General features: G+C 36.3%; 12 protein-coding genes. 4 read left to right on the top strand and 8 right to left on the bottom strand.

Annotated elements, in window-relative coordinates:
• Position 1: 1 nt before the first annotated feature.
• The 5 genes from ACGH47_RS08970 to ACGH47_RS08990 form a co-directional block, all read right to left on the bottom strand.
• Entirely contained in the window at positions 2-1,897 is a 1,896-nt protein-coding gene (locus ACGH47_RS08970) for a beta-glucoside-specific PTS transporter subunit IIABC (RefSeq protein ID WP_411623253.1), read from the bottom strand.
• Between the two features lie 186 nt (positions 1,898-2,083).
• Positions 2,084-2,923: a BglG family transcription antiterminator LicT gene (gene licT / locus ACGH47_RS08975; RefSeq protein WP_294825999.1), complete on the bottom strand. Its 840-nt coding sequence runs from the start codon at positions 2,921-2,923 to the stop codon at positions 2,084-2,086.
• A gap of 179 nt (positions 2,924-3,102) precedes the next feature.
• Complete coding sequence (gene htpG / locus ACGH47_RS08980; protein ID WP_220215302.1) at positions 3,103-4,977, bottom strand: molecular chaperone HtpG; 1,875 nt, start codon at positions 4,975-4,977, stop codon at positions 3,103-3,105.
• Between the two features lie 297 nt (positions 4,978-5,274).
• The gene (locus tag ACGH47_RS08985) at positions 5,275-6,648 is read right to left on the bottom strand and encodes a sodium-dependent transporter (RefSeq protein WP_220215301.1); all 1,374 of its coding nucleotides are present in this window, start codon (positions 6,646-6,648) and stop codon (positions 5,275-5,277) included.
• Positions 6,649-6,838: 190 nt separating this feature from the next.
• Entirely contained in the window at positions 6,839-7,135 is a 297-nt protein-coding gene (locus ACGH47_RS08990; protein WP_220215300.1) for a hypothetical protein, read from the bottom strand.
• A gap of 207 nt (positions 7,136-7,342) precedes the next feature.
• On the opposite strand from ACGH47_RS08990, the gene ubiG reads away from it, so the two are divergent.
• The 3 genes from ubiG (at position 7,343) to guaB (ending at position 11,238) form a co-directional block, all read left to right on the top strand.
• Positions 7,343-8,047: a bifunctional 2-polyprenyl-6-hydroxyphenol methylase/3-demethylubiquinol 3-O-methyltransferase UbiG gene (gene ubiG, locus ACGH47_RS08995; protein ID WP_267352183.1), complete on the top strand. Its 705-nt coding sequence runs from the start codon at positions 7,343-7,345 to the stop codon at positions 8,045-8,047.
• 239 nt (positions 8,048-8,286) lie between these two features.
• The gene (gene gntT, locus ACGH47_RS09000) at positions 8,287-9,609 is read left to right on the top strand and encodes a gluconate transporter (protein ID WP_411623254.1); all 1,323 of its coding nucleotides are present in this window, start codon (positions 8,287-8,289) and stop codon (positions 9,607-9,609) included.
• A 162-nt stretch (positions 9,610-9,771) separates the two neighbouring features.
• The gene (gene guaB / locus ACGH47_RS09005; RefSeq protein ID WP_220215297.1) at positions 9,772-11,238 is read left to right on the top strand and encodes an IMP dehydrogenase; all 1,467 of its coding nucleotides are present in this window, start codon (positions 9,772-9,774) and stop codon (positions 11,236-11,238) included.
• Between the two features lie 144 nt (positions 11,239-11,382).
• Here the strand turns inward: guaB and ACGH47_RS09010 are convergent, their stop codons facing one another.
• Positions 11,383-12,399, bottom strand: a complete 1,017-nt coding sequence (locus ACGH47_RS09010; RefSeq protein WP_411623255.1) for an amidohydrolase family protein — start codon at positions 12,397-12,399, stop codon at positions 11,383-11,385.
• Positions 12,400-12,853: 454 nt separating this feature from the next.
• On the opposite strand from ACGH47_RS09010, the gene ACGH47_RS09015 reads away from it, so the two are divergent.
• Positions 12,854-13,144, top strand: coding sequence for a putative quinol monooxygenase (locus ACGH47_RS09015; RefSeq protein WP_267352180.1), 291 nt, complete (start codon positions 12,854-12,856; stop codon positions 13,142-13,144).
• 193 nt (positions 13,145-13,337) lie between these two features.
• Here ACGH47_RS09015 and argS read toward each other — a convergent pair whose 3' ends face one another.
• Both argS and ACGH47_RS09025 read right to left on the bottom strand, forming a co-directional pair.
• Positions 13,338-15,071 (bottom strand): arginine--tRNA ligase, encoded by a 1,734-nt coding sequence (argS, locus tag ACGH47_RS09020; RefSeq protein ID WP_411623256.1) that lies wholly within the window; start codon positions 15,069-15,071, stop codon positions 13,338-13,340.
• A gap of 206 nt (positions 15,072-15,277) precedes the next feature.
• Positions 15,278-20,272 carry an AAA domain-containing protein gene (locus ACGH47_RS09025; protein WP_411623257.1) on the bottom strand — a complete coding sequence of 1,665 codons (4,995 nt, stop codon included), beginning with the start codon at positions 20,270-20,272 and terminating at the stop codon, positions 15,278-15,280.
• Between the last annotated feature and the right edge of the window lie 171 nt (positions 20,273-20,443).

Here is a 20,443-nt window from a genome sequence, read left to right on the forward strand (position 1 = left end):
GTTACTCCTTATTTGCTGATAACGTCAATAAAATGTCACCCTTTTCAATAGTTTCTGATTGATGAATAGTCTGGATCTTCTGATAGTCATCACTGTTAGTAATGATGATCGGCGTGGTAACTTCAAAGCCTGCTTGTTTGATTGCCTCGATATCAAAACTGACGAGTAAATCGCCTTTTTTGACTTGGCTACCGGCTTGAACATGTGCTTGAAAGTGTTGACCGTCTAATTTAACCGTATCGATCCCGATATGAATTAATATTTCCACGCCAGAATCAGTTTGAAATCCGATAGCGTGTTTGGTTCTGAACAGTGATACGACTTCACCGTCATCAGGAGCGTAAGCTTTCCCTTCTGTTGGAATAATAGCAATGCCTTTACCCATTAGTTCACTGGCAAAAGTAGGATCATTAACTTGATTTAGTGGAATGATAGTTCCTGTTAACGGGCTGTAAACTGTGACAGGTTGCGTATTAACAGTATCTGAAAGGTTAAGATTGTTTGTCGATGAAGTTTCATCTTGATCTGTTTGCTTTGTTTTTGGCATTCCAAATAGATAGGTTGCAATTAGTGCCAAGATGAATGAAAGGATACAACCAACGACGACAGCATAAAATTTTTCATCTATGCCTGTAGGAGGAATTAATTGTAAAAAGGAGAAAATATTAATAAAACTAAACGAATAAATGACACTGTGATAATAACCAACAATTCCACCACCTACAGTTGCAGCAAGACAACCAATAACAAATGGTCTTTTTAACGGTAAATTGACACCGTAAATTGCGGGTTCAGTTACCCCAAAAATACCCGATAGTACCGAAGAACTTGCTAAAGCTTTAAATTCAGGATCTTTGGCTCGTAATCTTACCGCTAATACGGCACCAACTTGCGCGAACACAGCTGGAAACAGAATCGGTAACATAAAATCATTTTGATATACCGATAAGTTATTTAAGGCAAATGGAACAAGTCCCCAATGAATACCAAATATTACCATGACTTGCCAAAGTGCGGCTAAAACCATGGATGCTATAACTGGACTGAGTTCATACATAAAGATGATACAACTAGCAATCCCATTACTGATATACGTTACCGCAGGGCCAATAACCGCAAAAGTTAATGGAACGGTGATAAGAATTCCGAGCAGAGGGGCGATAAATTTTTTAAATGAATCATGCATGATTCTATTGAAAGTACGTTCAAGTAAAGAATAGAACCAAGCTGCCAAAATAATCGGGAAAACCGATGATGCATAAGGAATTAATTGTATTGGTATTGAAAACATTTCTGTTTCTAATGAAAACTGACCGCTAGGTATCATATTGGCAATATTAGGATGAACTAAGGCGCCACCTATTGCCATTCCAACATAGGGGTTGCCACCAAATTTCTTTACCGCAGAAAAACCTAAAATAATAGGTAAATAGTAGAGTGGGGCATCCGCTATGGCATACAAGAATTCATAGGTTGGTGTTTCTGGGTGAATAACATCCAAAACCTGCAATAAAGAGATTAATCCTTTTAAAATCCCACCGGCAACTATAACGACTAGAACAGGAATAAATATTCCCGAAACGAGATCAATTAATTTCGACAAAAAGCCTGATTTTTTATTTTGTTGTGTTTGGGCTGAAGGTTTATCATTGAGATTAGTGAGTTGCATGATATTGTTAAATACATCTGCCACATTGTTACCAATGACAACTTGAAATTGCCCACCACTTTGCACAACAGTTATTACCCCTTTTTGTTTTTTGAGGATATCTGCATTAGCTTTATTATCATCTTTTAATGCAAATCTTAGACGAGTTGCACAGTGTACCAGACTGATAATATTGTCTTGACCACCAACATATTCAATAATTGATTCGGCAAGTTGTTTGTTTTTCATACCTTATCCTTTTTTAAATGCAAAAAAAAACCTAACCACCTCAAGTCGAGGTGATTAGGTTTTGCTTACACAACATAAAATGCTGTGCAATAACAATCCAAAATTTATTCGCTTAGGCTAGCATAAATAAAAGATAGTGAATATGATTTCTCATTTTGAGATGTTCGAATTGTGAACTGTATCACATTATTTTTTGAGTTCAGTGCGTAATCTTTCAATATGAATGGTTAAATACAGGCTTTCATCATCGGTAAGTGGATGTTGATATTGTTGAATTAAATGGAGATCGATTTGTTTGGTACAAAGATAAGCTTGTTCATACTTTTTACGAATTAATTCATATAAAGAGGTATCTTGTTGAACTGGTTGGCTTTGACTCAGTATACGTTGTGAAAAAAATTTTAAGTGTGTCACAAAGCGTTGATAAGACAGACAGTCTTCATCATACTCAAAATTAAAATGGTATTTGACGATATTAAGAATTTCACGCATGATTTTGGTCATTTTAACGATATTGGGCATCGTATCATTAAGTTGAGCATTAATAATATGAAAGGTAATAAAACCCGCTTCGTCTTCTGGTAACTCAATGGATAAACGTTTTTTGATGACCGATAAAGCAAATAAACCTACTTGAAACTCTTTAGGATAGAGCTTTTTTGTTTCCCATAAAAAACTATTCGGAATATCAAATCCTTGTTTATGGCGCTCTATAGCAAAATGGATATGATCTGTGAGTGAAATATATATACTATCTTGCAGTTTTCCATTCAGGACTTGTTTGGCGTGATTGATGATGATTTCTGAAGTAGTGAATATTTCAATGGGTATTTCAGATAGTAATTCAGCAAATCTTGGTAGCGTTTCTTGGTTGTTGAGGGAAAATTGTTTTTCAATCAGTTTAGGATCAATCAAGTCTCCTTCACGTTTTTTAAATCCAATGCCACGACCAGTGACAATGAGTTCATTGCCTTTGGAATCAAGTGTAACGACTACATTGTTATTAAGAATTTTATAAACTTTCATCTGTCACCGTCTGATTGAAAACTTTAGGTATTATGAATAGACAGTAGAAAATGAAAAGAAGAAATATAAGAAAATGTGATAGGCATCATATTTTTAGTAAATTTCGATTACCTAACTTAAATAAAAGTTAACAAAAAACCCGATATTACTATCTAATATCGGGTTTTACTATTTATTGATTATTCTGCAAGCAGTTTATTCATGGTTTGAATAAATTTACTTGGATCACTTAATGATCCTTTCTCTGCCAATAATGCTTGATCTAATAATAATTCAATCCAGTCGCTAAATGCCGTTTCGTCTTGTGTATCAGCAATACGTTTTACTAACTTATGATCAGGGTTGATCTCAAACGTATATTTGATTTCAGGCGCTTTTTGACCGGCAGCCGCAAAAAGTTTTGCCATTTGCGTGGTCATTTCATCCGCTGCAGTGGTCACTATTGCAGGTGTATTGGTTAAACGATGCGTTAATTTAACTTCTTTTACTTTATCACCTAACACTGCTTTGACACGTTCAATAAATGGTTCAAGCTCTTTTTCTGCTTGTTTTTGTTCTTCGCTATCTTGATCGGCAAGTTTTTCAATCGATTCGTCAGATTTACTGATTGATTGGAACTGTTTTCCTTCAAATTCAGTTAAATTACTCATCATCCACTCATCAACACGATCAGATAATAGTAAGACTTCAATGCCTTTTTTGCTGAATAATTCCAAATGTGGGCTATTTTTAGCCGCACCATAACTATCAGCGGTAATGTAGTAGATCTTATCCTGACCTTCTTGCATACGACTAATATAATCGTCTAAGGAGATGGTTTGCGCATTGCTATCCGAATGTGTAGAAGCAAAACGGAGCAATTTCGCGATAGCTTCACGGTTAGCATAGTCCTCACCCGTTCCTTCTTTTAACACTAAGCCAAATTCGCTCCAGAACTGTTGATATTGTTCTTTATCATCTTTAGCCAGTTTTTCTAACATTTGTAATACACGTTTTGTACATGCATTGCGTAAACTTTGGGTGATTTTGTTATCTTGCAATATTTCACGTGATACATTCAATGGAAGATCATTAGAGTCAATTAAACCTTTTACAAAGCGTAAATAGTTTGGCATAAATTGCTCTGCATCATCCATAATAAAGACACGTTGTACATAAAGTTTTAGACCGTGTTTGTTATCACGATTCCACATATCCCACGGTGCTTTTGAAGGAATATAAAGTAAACTGGTGTATTCTTGTTTACCTTCTACTCGGTTATGGCTCCAACTAAGTGGATCGGCAAAATCATGAGAAATGTGTTTATAAAACTCTTTGTACTCTTCGTCGGTAATTTCAGATTTACTCCGAGTCCAAAGGGCTTGAGCCTTGTTTACTTTTTCCCATTTTACGTCTTTGCTTTCTTCGTCGATGGTTTGTACTTCAACAGGGAGTGAAATATGATCAGAATATTTACTGATAATTGAGCGTAAACGCCAATCATCTAAAAACTCTTTTTCATCTTCTTTCAGATGTAAAATAATTTCAGTACCACGAGTCTCTTTATTATCATCAGAAATCGTATATTCACCTTCGCCAGCCGATTCCCACATAACCGCTTCATCAGCGTTAGCAGTTGCAGCACGAGTTTTGACGGTGACTTTATCTGCTACTATAAATGCAGAGTAAAAACCAACACCAAATTGACCAATTAGTTGGCTGTCTTTAGCTTGATCGCTACCGATTGATTCCAAAAATGCTTTGGTGCCAGATTTGGCAATCGTACCTAAATTTTCGATAACTTCATCACGTGTCATACCGATACCATTATCGGCAATGGTTAAAGTTCCTGCTTCTTTATTCACAGAAATACGTACGCCAAGCTCAGCATCACCAGCATAAAGGCTAGGATTTTCAAGTGCTTTAAAACGTAATTTATCAGCTGCATCGGATGCGTTCGAAATTAACTCTCGTAAAAATATTTCTTTATTGGAATATAAAGAATGTATCATTAAATGAAGAATTTGTTTAACTTCGGATTGAAATCCACGAGTTTCTGTACCTTGCTTACTCATTGACTAGTTCCTCTAATATATTTAACTGATTCAATTAACAATTTATACCGATAACCTTGATTAATAAAGCTATCCATGCTTTCAACGTCTGCAAGAGCAGATTTGAATGCAAAAGGGTATAACTGTTAAATGAATAACACTGTCATAATAGTTTGATTTATTGTTGTATTGTTATATGGGAATGAAAATGAGGTTTTCAATAGAGATTAAGTAATTTTGGTAATTGTTTGCTGTTTTTTTGTTAGCTTGGTGGGAAGAAAGCCTTGAAAATATCAAGGCTTTGCAGATGATAATTAACTATTTCCCTTCTGGAAAAAATCCAAAAACAAGAATAGCAACAATTGCCACTGGAATAATAAAACGGGTTAAGATTGTCCAAATGTTAAACCAGAAAGCGTTGAGATTAAGTTCTTCACGAATTCGTTTTTGATTCATCATCCATGCAGCAAAAATAATGGTACCTAAACCGGTTACTGGCAACATGATTTTACTGGTTAAGTAATCAAGTAAATCAAAAATATTTTTACCAAATAATGTGACATCTGCCCATTTATTAAATGAAAGAATACAAGCAATACCTAAAGCCCAAATAATAATACTGGTGACAATGGTTGCCGTTTTGCGTCCCATATGGGTTTTTTCTTCGAGTAACTCTACAGTCGGTTCTAATAATGAGATTGACGAGGTTAATGCAGCAAACGTTAAGAATATAAAGAATAATATGCCTAAAATTGAACCGCCAGCCATATTGCCGAATGCAATTGGTAGTGTCACAAAGATGAGACCAGGGCCTGAACCCGGTTGTAAATCATTAGCAAAAACAAGCGGGAATATTGCTAATCCTGATAAAACCGCCACAATCACATCCAAAATGACCACAGTTCGGGCTGTTGAGAGTAGATTGACATCTTTCCCTAAATACGAGCCATATGCCATCATAATTCCCATACCTAAAGATAGACTGAAAAATGCGTGACCTAAAGCAGCTAATATTGCCGTGCCATTTAAGGCAGACCAGTTAGGTGTAAATAAGAAATCACAAGCCTTCCAGAAAGAAGAACCGCTGGCATATGCGGCATACCCAACCAGCACTAAGAGTAATATACCTAAACCAGGCATCATAATCTTACAGCCACGTTCCAAGCCAGCTCCAACGCCGAGAGCGACAATAAAGGCCGTTGCAAACATAAATACTGTATGCCAGATTAATAAACTATTTACATCGCCCAGAAAATTAGTAAAGAGATTTTCGGTTATTCCACCATTCGCACCTTCAAATGTGCCTTGCGCTGCTAGAACGATGTAATCTGTTGCCCAGCCACCAATCACACTATAAAAGGAGAGAATTAAGAATGAACCAAGTACCCCAATTATTCCTACCCAGCCCCATAATTTTGAACGACCTTCAGAAACGGCCACATCTTGCATGGTATGAATAGGATTTTTTTGCCCTCGGCGCCCGATCAACCATTCTAAAACAAGGATAGGTAGCCCAATGATAAACATAAAGAGTAAATAGGTGAGCACAAATGCTGAACCACCCATTTCACCCGCCATATAGGGAAATTTCCAAATATTACCTAAACCCACAGCAGAGCCAGCTGCTGCTAGCATGAATCCCATGCGTGAGCTCCATTGGGAATGACTTTTCTTCATAGTACCTGTACTCATGAATTTTCCTTTGATTCTTAATAAATAGTTTAATTTGCGTTTAGTAAAATTATGTCTTAATTAAAACTTTAAATCATGCCATGAAATCAAACTATTCACAAGAAATCATTACAGTCATTGACAATATTGTTTAAAAATTTAACTAGAATTGGCGTCAATCATTAAAATGAATCAAATGATTCGATTATTATTAGATCCAACCGATGAGTTTCAATATACCGATAAGGGTAAAAAGTAACCAGGAAGGTAATATCATAATCCAAATACTGATACCAAAAAAGAAGGCTAAAATGAAGTTATAAACGCCTACTATAAAATATATTATATTTGTTTGGAGATCTTGATAACTGAATCCAAAAGCACCATCGGTTATCATTAAAATAAACATTGGAATCAGTGCAAAAATAAACATGATAAAACTGCCTATAATTGGTATATCCATTATTTTTATTAAACTAGGTCGATTTGTTCTTAGCGCGATTATCATAATTTGTCTTCCTTATATTATATTTATACCGTTTTTATGAATTAAATTAATTGTCTATTTTTTATTGGTAAAAAGTATATCATTTGAGCGATTAAACTAAGTGGATTTTTTTGTTAATAAAAAGCGGGCAGTGTAAGCTATTTTATTGATAATTGATTGGAGTTAGCATATAGTAAAACCCATTTTTTACACTTTAAAAACGCCAGCATGTCACAAAATATCGATATTAACGAAATAAATAAATTCTCACAATTAGCCGCACAATGGTGGGATCCAAATGGTCAATGTAAACCTTTACATATCATTAATCCATTACGTGTTGATTATATATTGCAGCAATGCGAATCTCTTACTGGCAAAAAGGTGTTAGATGTCGGGTGTGGTGGTGGCATCTTATCAGAAAGCCTTGCTAAACTTGGTGCGCAAGTGACCGCTATCGATCTGGCGGATGAGTCTTTAAACGTTGCTAAAATGCATGCAGAGCAAAATGGTCTTTCTATCGATTACGAAAAACAAACCGTTGAAGCGCATGCAGAAGAACGATCAGAATATTATGATGTGATTACTTGTATGGAGTTATTAGAGCATGTCCCCGATCCATTCTCCATCATTAATGCTTGTGCTAAGTTGCTAAAACCCAGTGGCAAACTATTCTTATCGACAATCAATCGAAATACCAAAGCAAAGTTATTACTTATTTATGGTGCTGAATACATTGCTCGGCTTGTGCCAAAAGGAACACATGATTTTAATCGCTTTATTCGACCTTCAGAATTAATGGACTTAGTCGAGCAATCTAAATTAGCGGTTAAAGGCATTATTGGTATGGAATATCATCTTTTAAAAAATCAATTCAAATTAGGTCACAATGTGGATGTAAATTATATTTTAATGGCGCAAAAAGAAGTTTAAATTTAAAAGTGTGATCTTATTCTCATTTCTAATAAATAGTGTAAATTTTCCTCTAACATTCCCACATATATCGTTACTATGTGGGTAAATACTTATTGTTAATTTATTCGTACTTACCCATAAAATGCGATGTGTTCAAATCTTAATTGATTTGCAATTTACTAATTATGTTTAAAGTATTTAAGTCTAGCTGTGTCAATTTAACCAGATTGGATGTTGTTGATTAAGAGGAGTTGATTATGCCATTAATCATTATTGCTTTTGGTGTCTTGATGTTATTGATTCTCATGTTACCTTTACGAGTTAATGGTTTTATCGCATTAATTTTGGTGGCACTTAGTGTCGGTGTTCTGGAAGGGATGCCCGTTATGGAGGTCATCAAATCAATTAAAAATGGTGTAGGTGGCACGCTTGGCAGCTTAGCATTAATTATGGGATTTGGCGCAATGTTAGGCAAATTACTCGCCGATTGTGGAGGTGCACAGCGGATAGCAACAACGCTCATTGCCACTTTCGGCGATAAAAAGATTCAATGGGCAGTGACGCTTACGGGATTTATTGTTGGATTTGCTCTGTTTTATGAGGTTGGTTTCGTTTTATTGTTACCCTTAATTTTAACTATAGCAGCAACCTTAGGTATCTCTCCGCTATATATTGGTATTCCCATGGCGGCGGCTTTGTCGGTTACACATGGTTTTTTACCGCCGCACCCTGGACCAACAGCGATTGCACAAATATTTAAAGCCGATATGGGAAAAACCTTACTTTATGGCACAATTATAGGTATTCCAACCGTCATACTAGCTGGGCCTATTTTAACTAAATTACCTTTTATTCGTGCGATTAATCATCCTGTTGAAGAAGGCTTATATAATACTAAAACATTTACTGAACAGCAGATGCCTAGTTTTCGTGTCAGTCTTATTACCGCATTGATTCCAGTTATATTAATGTCAATCCGAGCCATAAGTGAAATGACGTTAAATAATGGGCATTGGTTGCTACCCTATGTTGAATTTTTTGGGGATCCAGTCATTGCAACGCTGATATCAGTATTAATAGCCATATTCACTTTTGGTTTATTACGTGGCCGTAGCATGTCAGACATCAATACTAGCTTAGTTGATTCAATTAAAATTATTGCAATGATGCTATTGATTATTGGGGGTGGTGGGGCATTTAAACAAGTTCTTGTCGATAGTGGCGTGAAAGTTTATATCGAACAGATAATGCATGGATCGACTGTTTCCCCCATTGTTATGGCGTGGTTAATTGCAGCCTTATTAAGATTAGCCTTAGGGTCGGCAACGGTTGCTGCACTAACGGCAGGTGGGATTGTTTTCCCATTAATTGCTTCAACGGGTGTTAGCCCAGAATTAATGGTTATTGCAACGGGTGCGGGTAGTGTCGTTTTTTCGCATGTAAATGATCCTGGCTTTTGGTTATTTAAAGAATATTTTAATCTGAGCATTACCGAAACATTGAAATCATGGTCTTTACTCGAAACAGTGATATCTGTCAGTGGATTAATCGGCTGTTTGATCATTAATCTTTTTTTATAAGGTTAGTTTGTATGAGATATAATTATTTTTGATGAAATAATAAGAAGGATAACTGTTCAAACTATTTCAAGAATCAAAATAGCGCTGGTCTTTTATCGCAAAAGTCAGTAGAATACATCGGCAATATTTTATCAACAATTCAACTCAATGGTGAATATTGTCATGTCTCGTATAGTTAAAGAAGCACTTACATTTGATGATGTGTTATTAGTTCCTGCCCACTCCACGGTATTACCTAACACTGCTGTTATTTCTACTCAGCTAACCCAAACAATTAAACTCAATATTCCGATGCTGTCAGCTGCAATGGATACGGTGACTGAATCCGATTTAGCCATTGCCCTTGCGCAAGAAGGCGGAATTGGTTTTATCCATAAAAATATGTCAATCGAAGCTCAGGCTAACCATGTAAAAAGGGTGAAAAAGCATGAAAGCGGTATCGTCCAAGATCCCGTGACCGTTTTACCTACTGCCACGATTCGAGATGTTATCGAACTTGCTAAAGAATATGGTTTTGCCGGTTTCCCTGTGGTTACTCAATCTCAAGAGTTAGTGGGGATTATTACCGCTCGAGATGTTCGTTTTGCGACTGATTTATCGTTACCGGTAACGGCAGTCATGACACCAAAAGAACGACTTGTTACGGTAAAAGAGGGCGAACAACGTGAAATTGTGCTGAAAAAAATGCATGAACACCGTGTTGAAAAAGTGTTAGTTGTTGATTCCAAATTTCACCTTAAAGGAATGATAACGGTTAAGGACTACAATAAAGCAGAACAAAAACCACATGCTTGCAAAGATGAAAAAGGGCGTTTGCGCGTAGGGGCGGCAGTGGGCGCTGGTGCAGGCAATGAAGAACGGATTGCGGCATTGGTTGAAGCAGGTGTTGATGTTTTATTGATTGATTCATCTCATGGACATTCAGAAGGTGTATTAGAGCGGATTCGTCAGACAAGGCAAGCGTATCCGGAATTACAAATTATTGGGGGGAATATTGCTACTGCGGAAGGTGCAAAAGCATTAATCGATGCAGGGGTAAATGCAGTTAAAGTCGGTATTGGTCCAGGTTCTATCTGTACTACGCGTATTGTGACAGGTGTTGGTGTGCCACAAATTAGTGCCATTATGGATGCAGTTGAAATGGCTCAACGACATAATATTCCTGTTATTGCTGATGGTGGTATTCGTTTTTCGGGTGACATTGCTAAAGCCATTGCCGCAGGTGCATCATGTGTTATGGTTGGCTCAATGTTTGCTGGAACAGAAGAAGCCCCTGGTGAAATCGAATTATATCAAGGTCGAGCTTATAAATCTTATCGAGGTATGGGATCACTTGGCGCAATGGCGAAAGGTTCATCTGATCGTTATTTCCAATCTGATAATGCCGCTGATAAATTAGTTCCTGAAGGTATTGAAGGCCGTATTGCCTATAAAGGCCCATTAAAAGAAATCATTCACCAACAAATGGGAGGATTACGTTCTTGTATGGGATTAACTGGCTGTGCCACTATCGATGAGCTAAGAACGCAATCTAAATTTTATCGAATAACCGGCGCTGGCATGAAAGAAAGCCATGTTCACGATGTGCTAATAACCAAAGAGCCACCAAATTATCGAGCTGGATCTTAATTTTTTATCAGTATAAAAGCGTCGTGAATCATTGACGCTGTTCAATGGTAGTAAAAATCCCAACAATCTCAGCGTTGTTGGGATTTTTAATCTTTAAAGGGAATAGTTTGCTTTAAAAACTTGGTTTATAACGTTTTGCGTTAATTACTCAAGTCCCAGCACTTTACGTCCATTCCGAGTGGCGACGTTAACCACATTATCTAAATCGGTATATCGACATCCGGTTACAAGCAGTTTTAGCTCTTCCCACATATTACCCGTTGAAAAGGGGAGCATATAATCACTGACATTATCAGTACCAATCGCAACAGGAATTCCTGCTGCGGCTAATTCATCAACAGGGGTTAAGGAGTTACGGGTTGGGCCTTGTTCCTCACGCCTTGGACTGTCAATCCACGCAAACGGACAGGCAATCACCATCATTTGGGCTTCTTTCATTTTTTTGTATAATTTTTGACGATATTCTAAGCTATGGGCAGTAATTGAAATACTATGAATTGCCACTACACGACCATGCATTGCATGTTCTAAGGTTTTATCCGTTAATTGCTCTGTTTCTATCTCATCGGATGAATTAAACTGATCAACATGAACATGCACCATTTTACCTAATGCTTTGCCCGTTTGCATTAATACATCCAGATGTTTAAGTCCCATACCTTCACCATGATCACGTTCATCACGGCGAGGTAAGCCACCAATAATATCGACAAGATCAGCACCTTTGTCAAACCAATAGCGAGCCTCTTTATCAATCACGCCTTTTAAGGTCTGATTCACCAGTTTAATGGTGATATCGTTTTTATAGGTTTCTCTTGCCCGTAATGCGCCTTTGATTGCACGTTCTTCAGCAATAGGGTCAATATCCACAAATGATCCCATGGCACTGACACCTTGTTCAATCATTCGTTCAACAGCCATACTAAAATGACGATAATAGTCTTCTTCGCTCATGGCAGCTTTGACTTTGTCTAACGTATCCCATTTTTCAATCAATGTCTGTTTTTGGTAGACATCAAAACTGTCAACGGTAATTGTAAAAGCACGATCAGCGTGCATATGTGCATTAACCCATCCGCCATTTTGCTTGATTTTGTTCATTAAAAATGCTTTTAAACTTTGATCTCGACTGGTTAATAACATCTTTTTGTTGTCTGTCATAATATGCCTCTACAAATAAATTACCTAAAGTTGGTTTAAAAATTCAAAAATAACAGCTAAAAAAAATCCTCCATAAAGGAGGATTAAAAATAGAACCAACAATGTTTAAAATCTGGATTGTTGATTCACATGGCTTCATAGTTTAAAGACTCTAGCAGGTTATTTAGTAGCAGAAATTCTAAACCTATCTTGATTAAGATCAAGCGTTATAACAGTGAAAATATGCAAATAAATGATATGGTTAAAGTATTATTTTTTAGATTTTCTTGTCATCATTTGATGGTCATTAACAATTTTGGTTTTATTTTGGGTAACATGATTAGGATAACGGATTAATTTTTATCAATAAGCGATTGTCAAAAAAATGAGATTTTCCATAATGCTTTTTTATTGATGTTAAAACAACCTATGTTAGTATAAAGTTGATAAAGTTTGCCTAAGATAAGAGGTTATTATGAGCCAGTTAAATATTGTTGCTACGCTAAAAATCAAGTCAGAAAATCATGCCGCTTTTCAAACGCTTTTTAAAAAACTTGTTGAAGCAAGCCGTAAAGAAGCGGGATGTATTCGTTATGAACTTAATCAAAGCATCGATGATCCCGATGTTTATGTCGTCATTGAAACATGGGCTTCGAAACAAGCAATTGATTTGCACAATCATACACCACATTTTATTGAATTCGCCGCATTTGCTAAAGAGCATTGCGAAAAACTCGAAATTTGTATTGTGAAACCTGTGTTATAAGATTAAACCGAACAAGCGATTAACCAAATTGTGTGAGAAAGAAAATTGGTCAAGAAATATTATATTAATAACGCGGATGCGATAAAGTTTGGAGCAGTTTAATCAGGTCAATCGGTTGCCAAAACTTTTGTTGACAACCGATTTAATAAAGTGATGAATGGCGTTATAACATCAGGCATCTATTCTGTTGAAATTACATTTTTTCAACGGTTTTTATGCCTAACATATCTAATCCTACTTTCAGTGTTTTAGCTGTCAAAGAAGCCAGTTTTAAGCGACTTAATTTTAGGTTTTCATTTTCAGCTGTTAAAATAGGGCAGTTTTCGTAAAAACTTGAAAAAAGCGTTGCAATGTCATAAAGATAAGCACAAAGCACGTGAGGCGTTCCTTCATTTGCTAACACTGAAATAGTTTCATCAAATTGAATTAGTCGAGTGGCTAATGCGCGTTCTTTTTCTGTTTCTAAAATAATACTTCCCGATAAGTCATCTTCTGAAATATTGGATTTTTTAAATACCGATAACACACGAGTATAAGCATATTGTAAGTAGGGTGCCGTGTTACCTTCAAAAGAGAGCATATTGTCCCAATCAAAAACATAATCAGTGGTACGATTTTTAGAAAGATCAGCGTATTTAACCGCACCAATTGCAACGGCATCGACGACTTGGGCTAACTCTTGTTCAGTGAGTTCTGGATTTTTACTTTGAATTAAGACTTTTGCCCGTTCGGTCGCTTCATCCAAAAGATCATTTAATTTAACCGTATCACCTGATCGTGTTTTAAACGGTTTACCGTCTTTTCCTAACATCATACCAAACATATGGTGTTCGAGTTTTAAAGAATCAGGCACATATTTGGCTTTATGTACAATTGTCCAAACTTGTTCTAAATGCTGATGCTGACGTGAGTCGGTATAATAAAGTATGCGATCGGCATGTAGTGTTTCATAACGATATTTGGCACAGGCGATATCGGTTGTTGCATAAAGGTAACCGCCGTCGCGTTTTTGAATAATCACGCCCATTGGTTCGCCTTCTTTATTTTTGTATTCATCTAAAAATACAACGATTGCCCCTTCGCTTTCTACCGCTAATTTTTTATGTTTTAAATCTGCCACAATGCCGGGTAACATTTTGTTATAAATGCTTTCGCCCATGGTGTCTTCAACGGAAAGTGTGACATTTAAACGTTTGTAAGTCGCAATATTTTGCGTCATGGTAATATCGACCAATTTTCGCCACATTTCACGACAATATTCATCACCACCTTGCAGTTTTACAACATAATTACGTGCTTTTTCAGCAAAAACTTCGTCTTCATCGTAATGTTTTTTGGCTGCTCGATAAAACGATTCCAGATCGGATAGTTGCATATCATTTGCATGTTCATTTTGCATTTTTTCCAGATAAGCAATGAGCATCCCAAATTGTGTTCCCCAGTCACCGACATGGTTAGCACGGATAACATTATGACCAAGAAAAGTTAAAACTCGTACAGTGGCATCCCCGATGATTGTTGAACGTAAATGACCAACATGCATCTCTTTGGCAACATTCGGTGCTGAGTAGTCTACAACAATCGTTTGTGCTTTTGCAGGTAAGGTAATATTCAGTTTATCACTACTCAATGCAACTTCATTTTGTTGAGCAATCCAACTATTTTTTAAAAAGATGTTAATAAAACCGGGGCCAGCAATTTCGACTTTTTCGGCAATGTCATCAATATCTAGATGTTGTAAAACCTTTTCCGCCAACGCTCTTGGTGGCATACCTAGCTTTTTGGCGGTTGCCATGATGCCATTAGCTTGATAATCACCAAATTGTACTTTAGCTGATTGTTTAATTAAGGCATCACAGTTATTATCCGCACCGGCCATTATCATTGCTTGCGAAACACGTTGAGTTAGTAATTGTTGAATATTCACACTAAACCTAATCAATTATCATAAATGCCCAATATAATACCGATAAAGTAAACACTTGTCACGGCTCAGATGATGTCGTTTACTTTAGTTTAACAGGGTTTTGATTTCCTGTTAGGGGATTTTTCAATCAAAAGCATGATTGAAAAAAATGACGGATGTTAATCGGTCAATTAGGTGATAAACATTGTCAAAATTTGATTGACATTCTAGTCGTTGATTGTGTGCTTGATCTTTGTTCCCAATATATTTTCAATATAATGTTGTAGTCGTTGCTTTTCATGATCATTATTTTCATACCAGTTACGTGATGATAGGCGAAATATATGCGGAATGGTTCTAGATAATACCGATTGTCGCCAAATGTTTCTATATCGTGCATTGGATAATAACGGGTGAATTGGCGCATCGCACTCAATGCCGATACAATAAAGTTTAGTGCTCGGATCTTCAATCGTAAAATCTAATGTAAATACGCCACTGCCTGAGTGGCGGCTATAGGATAAATTGAGCGAACGAATAAAAGTTTCTACATCGTCAAGCAGTCCGTCATCGTGTTGCGTTGGTATTGGCAAATCAGATTGCTTATGTGCATGTTCGATCAGGTTAAGTAATAATTCAGCAAAAGTAAAATTACCTTCAGATAATGCTTTAGAATAAGCTAAATAGTATTGTAGGTAATCACGAGGGGATGTTGGAGCACGTTTATTGGCTAGCGCATCAGAAACATCTTCAATAGGCATTGATGAGATCAAAATGACTTTTTGGCGAGCTCGGGTGATTGCTACATTTAAGCGCCTTTCGCCACCTTGTTGCCCTAGTATGCCAAAATTTCGCCTGAAAATACCTTGTTTATTACGACCAAATGTCGTTGAAAAGATGATAACATCACGTTCATCGCCCTGCACATTTTCAACATTTTTGATAAAAATTGATACATCTTCACCCTGATCGAATCGTTGATTTTCTTGTTCAAAAATGTCTGAAAATTTTTTATCTAAATTGGCTTTTTCATAAAAACATTTTTCAATCAGATCTGCCTGCTTTTTGTTAAAGGTTACAACGCCTATGGATGGACGATGAGTCGCATCTTTTTTCCAAATGTTATCGACCATTTCAACAACTTTTATTGCTTCACTATAATTGCGTTGATCTTCATATAGGCCATTTACCCAAATATATTCAAGTGGTTTGATTTGCTTAATGATATTAGCTGAATGTCTGACAGGTACGTTTAGTTGGCTATGGTAAAAAGCGGTATTGGAATAGTTAATCAGCTCACGATAAGCGGAACGGTAATGAATTTGTAAATAAGTTGTTGGCAACACAGTGCGAGAAAGTTGTAATAAATCCGGACAATCCATAATTTCTTTTAAATTCCAACGATTGAGTAGAGGATTTTCGTTAACTTCTTCTGATAGTGCTTGAATAGTATCATCATCAGCCTCTTCGTCTATGTCAGCGTCTGTTTGTACACCAAAAAATGTAGTGGGTGGCATCTGTTTATCATCACCACTGACTATGGCAATTTTGCCCCGATAAAGAGTAGGTATAGCGTATTCAATGGGCATTTGTGAGGCTTCGTCATAGATGACCAAATCAAATAATCCCGCTTTCAATGGCAATAAACGACTAGCGGTGTCGGGATTCATTAACCAAATTGGTCTTAAGAACATTAATCCAAGCGGTATACCTTGCTCGATGAATTCACGTAATCGTTTGGCGCGTTGACCTGTTAGCCTTGTTATTCCTTCCCACCTTTTGGGATCAGCTATCTGATTACATTTTATATTATTAAGTAGTAACTGTTTATTCAGTTGATGCAGCTGTTCATCTTTAGATTTTAGCTGTTCAATGGTTTGATTGATAACTTGCTGATCAATCAGTAATATCGGGTTTTCTTGTTCGATGTACAATTTCCAAATCGTTTTAGCTTCATAATCCAATAGTTGTCTGAATTGATATTGTTGATTTTCTGGGCTTAATAAGGCTAGTTCGGATTCAAAAGGTCTTAGTTTTGCCAATACTTCAAGTGCAGTTTCAGATAATTGAATCGCTTCTTTACGAAATGATTGATACGCTTTTAATGAAGGTAAAACATGGTAAATAGCGTCAATAGTTGAAGGTGTTGGTTGATTTTTAACAATCGCCCGTAAACAGTTTTGATACAGGTTTTCATTTAAAAATTGATTGAGCAAGGATAAATGTTGTTCTGAATCTTGACGATATTGATAACGAACAAAGGCCGCTTCGTATTCATTAATTAAATCTTGAAAAGCGTCGCTACTTTTCAATAATGATTGCTCCACATACTGACTATAAGGTGCTTGGTGAATTTTATCAGCCCATGCTTTGACTTCTTCAAGTTCCGATAATGTTTCCTCGATCAAGTATTGAGTGGTATCAAGATTAAGCGTTAAATTGTGTTGAGGTAATTGCAAATCAACAAAGATACTCAGTAACGTTTTGCGAATTGGCCGATATTCAGACTCTAATAATAGCGACTCATAAAGCATTGGAATGCGGTTAATGTTTGCTTCCTCACCGTGCATAGCTAAAAAGTTAAAAAGTCCTTTTTTTGCTAAATAGCGTTGCAAACTCAGGCTTTTGTACCAAGCATTAGGGGTAATGAGTTTTCTTGCTTTACTCAGTAAATCTTCTAGTATCTTTGGCTCTAAATAACAAAATTTTTGAGACAGGTGGCTCCAAGCCTCTGAGTTTAAATAAGATAGCTGATTTTGCAAAAATTTTAACCCATTGATGAGTCTATCACCTTCTAAATTACCTGTTTGGATATTTTGAATTTTGAACAAGGGTAACCATTTTAATAGCCGCTCCCGAAGATTTTCCGTGATATTTAAAAAAGCTTCACTCTCTTTTTTAAGCCACTGTTGATGAGGGAGGGGATCATCAACATCAAATTGGATAGGTTGGTTATCAAGATTTGCTGTTCTAACGTGCTCAACTTGAATAAATTGAGTCAGTGATTGATTAAATAAATTTATCGTAATTGGATCATTTGAAAATTCTGTTAATTCTGATAATGGACTATGTTCAAATTTTGCCGGTAACCACAGTGAAAGTAAGGGTGAACACTGATCTTTAATCATTGATAGTTGTTTGACATCAAGATTCTGAAATATTTTGCCTAATTCCGGTACGGTTAATTTGGGTGGATTGTTGGCAATCTTGATTAAATCAGCGATTAACTCCCGATAACTTAAACCAAAGTGGGTCTGTTGAGTATATAATGCCTCATCATATTGATCGAGCTGTGCTTCCAGTTTTGTTACTGTTTTTGCCAGTTTGATACGCGCTTTAATGTAGTCATCTGAAGGCAGGTTTTTGTCCAGCAAATCAAGCTGTTGACGAATACTATTGATCAATTTGGATCGATCAGCATTAATATCGTTAATCATTATACTGCGCGTATCAAGGCCTTCGGCAGTTAAACGCTTATGAACAACTTCAAGGGCCGCTTTTTTTTGACAAACAATCAGTACCGTTTTATGGCGTCCAATTGCGTCGCCAACCATATTAACAATGGTTTGACTTTTTCCGGTTCCTGGAGGGCCTTCAATTAACAAACCGGGGGCTAACCGTGCTTGTAAAACAGCGTTTTCTTGGCTTGGGTCACTGGCAACCGAAAAAAAACAATTTTGTACGTCTGGTTTTTCAATTTGCTCATCGATTTGAGAATTGGATTTCAGTTTTAGTGCGGTTTCAAGTGCTGTGTTGTCGTAGTCGAGTTTTTTTAATTGACTAAGTTCTTCACCAATTGATTGTCCTATAAAGTTGGCATCAAATAACACAGCGGAACAAGCAAAGTAGATTTTACCTTTTTCTGGTTCAAAGGATGTTGGTAAATCATCGATTTGACTCGACAAAATTTGTCCTAACGACTTTAATTCATTCATAACCTCAAGGCTATTTAACGTTGAACGTAATAATAAGTCATCAAAAACATGTTTCCATTGATTAAAAAGTGTTTTGCCCAAAATCCCTTTAAGTGCGGGATTAATTCTTATTTCTTCTCGTTGACGATCAAAGGCGAGTGTAAGTCGTTTCATTGATGCCATATCGTCATTCATTTTTATGGGCCAAAGTAATAACGGTGCTATTCTGGGTAACCGATTGCCACTGGTTTCTTGATAAACTAAAAAAGGAAAGCCCATATAAAGACTGTCAATGCCCGTATCCCGTTGATAAATAGTGGTTGTCCGAAATAAGTTGCGTAATTTAATTTCAAGAAGTTCATTCGTTTCGAATACGGCTTTAATATCGATTTGTTGCTGACGAGGTTGTCGAGCAAGAATATGATCAAGTAGTTTATTTGACGGTAAAGATGCGGTTCCTAATAAGTTAAGATCAATACGTGGTGTAAAACGACCTAGGTTCATCCTAACTAACGGGCCTTGCAAGATACTCATTGATACTTTTTTATGAAAGAAATCGATAATTCGAGATGAGTATTTTTTTAACGGCGGTTTAATCCAATGTTCATTAGGAATGCTCAATAAAACCAAGAGCCGACAAAATGGTATACGTTTTTCAAAACGATACTGCTGTGTCCACTGATCGAGCTCTTCATGACCCAGTTCGGCAAATCCTTCTATTCGCTCATCCAATAGTTGATATAGTCTTAATCTAGGTTGCTTAAAATAATTTGCTAACTCTTCATCGCTTAATATATCAATATCATAATCATTGGCTAATTGTTTACATTCATTGATGACGTTATTTGCCGTTTTAAATTGATCTTCTTGTGCACTGAGTAAAATGATTAGATCATCTTCACTAATATTGTTACGTTCCATTAATGATAATAATCCAAGATTATTGGCATCAGGAAAGAAAGATGAGCGTTTAGTCCACATTGCCATTAATTGGTTTTTAGAACAGGCTAATTGAAGTGTTTTTAGTCGGTTTTCATCCAATTTGATTTGTAAATTTGATGCACGTAAGCGAACATTATTGGCGCGTATAGATAATTGCCATAACCCTAGTTTAGATTTATGCTCTTTAATAGGCATAGTTTCACTAATCAATTGAAATTTTTTTAATGGTTTTGTATCAATAGAATTTTTGAATGAAACGGATAATAGGTCATAATGATATGTTTTATCATCGATCATTTGGTTACTTAGCATTTCATTATCGAATCGTTCAGTTTGGCAATGACCACAGTGACGCTCTAACTCCATTTTGTATTCCTTATATTCAACTCAATGTTGATGTTATTTTTATCATTTTTATTTATATTGAATTGTAGAATGACAATGATTATTTATAAAGATTAATTTTAATACAGTCGATAGAAAACACGCATTTTAGCCCGATTTGGGTTAGCAAATGGCATCTATTATTTTGTTAAA

Origin of the sequence: Gilliamella sp. CG16 (assembly GCF_046635785.1) — a bacterium.
Taxonomy (GTDB): Bacteria; Pseudomonadota; Gammaproteobacteria; order Enterobacterales; family Orbaceae; genus Gilliamella; species Gilliamella apicola_I.

Bases quoted from the DNA above. Each gene is read 5' to 3' on its own strand.
- ACGH47_RS08970 (WP_411623253.1), bottom strand. From the start codon at position 1,897: ATGAAAAACAAACAACTTGCCGAATCAATTATTGAATATGTTGGTGGT.
- licT (WP_294825999.1), bottom strand. From the start codon at position 2,923: ATGAAAGTTTATAAAATTCTTAATAACAATGTAGTCGTTACACTTGAT.
- htpG (WP_220215302.1), bottom strand. From the start codon at position 4,977: ATGAGTAAGCAAGGTACAGAAACTCGTGGATTTCAATCCGAAGTTAAA.
- ACGH47_RS08985 (WP_220215301.1), bottom strand. From the start codon at position 6,648: ATGAGTACAGGTACTATGAAGAAAAGTCATTCCCAATGGAGCTCACGC.
- ACGH47_RS08990 (WP_220215300.1), bottom strand. From the start codon at position 7,135: ATGATAATCGCGCTAAGAACAAATCGACCTAGTTTAATAAAAATAATG.
- ubiG (WP_267352183.1), top strand. From the start codon at position 7,343: ATGTCACAAAATATCGATATTAACGAAATAAATAAATTCTCACAATTA.
- gntT (WP_411623254.1), top strand. From the start codon at position 8,287: ATGCCATTAATCATTATTGCTTTTGGTGTCTTGATGTTATTGATTCTC.
- guaB (WP_220215297.1), top strand. From the start codon at position 9,772: ATGTCTCGTATAGTTAAAGAAGCACTTACATTTGATGATGTGTTATTA.
- ACGH47_RS09010 (WP_411623255.1), bottom strand. From the start codon at position 12,399: ATGACAGACAACAAAAAGATGTTATTAACCAGTCGAGATCAAAGTTTA.
- ACGH47_RS09015 (WP_267352180.1), top strand. From the start codon at position 12,854: ATGAGCCAGTTAAATATTGTTGCTACGCTAAAAATCAAGTCAGAAAAT.
- ACGH47_RS09025 (WP_411623257.1), bottom strand. From the start codon at position 20,272: ATGGAGTTAGAGCGTCACTGTGGTCATTGCCAAACTGAACGATTCGAT.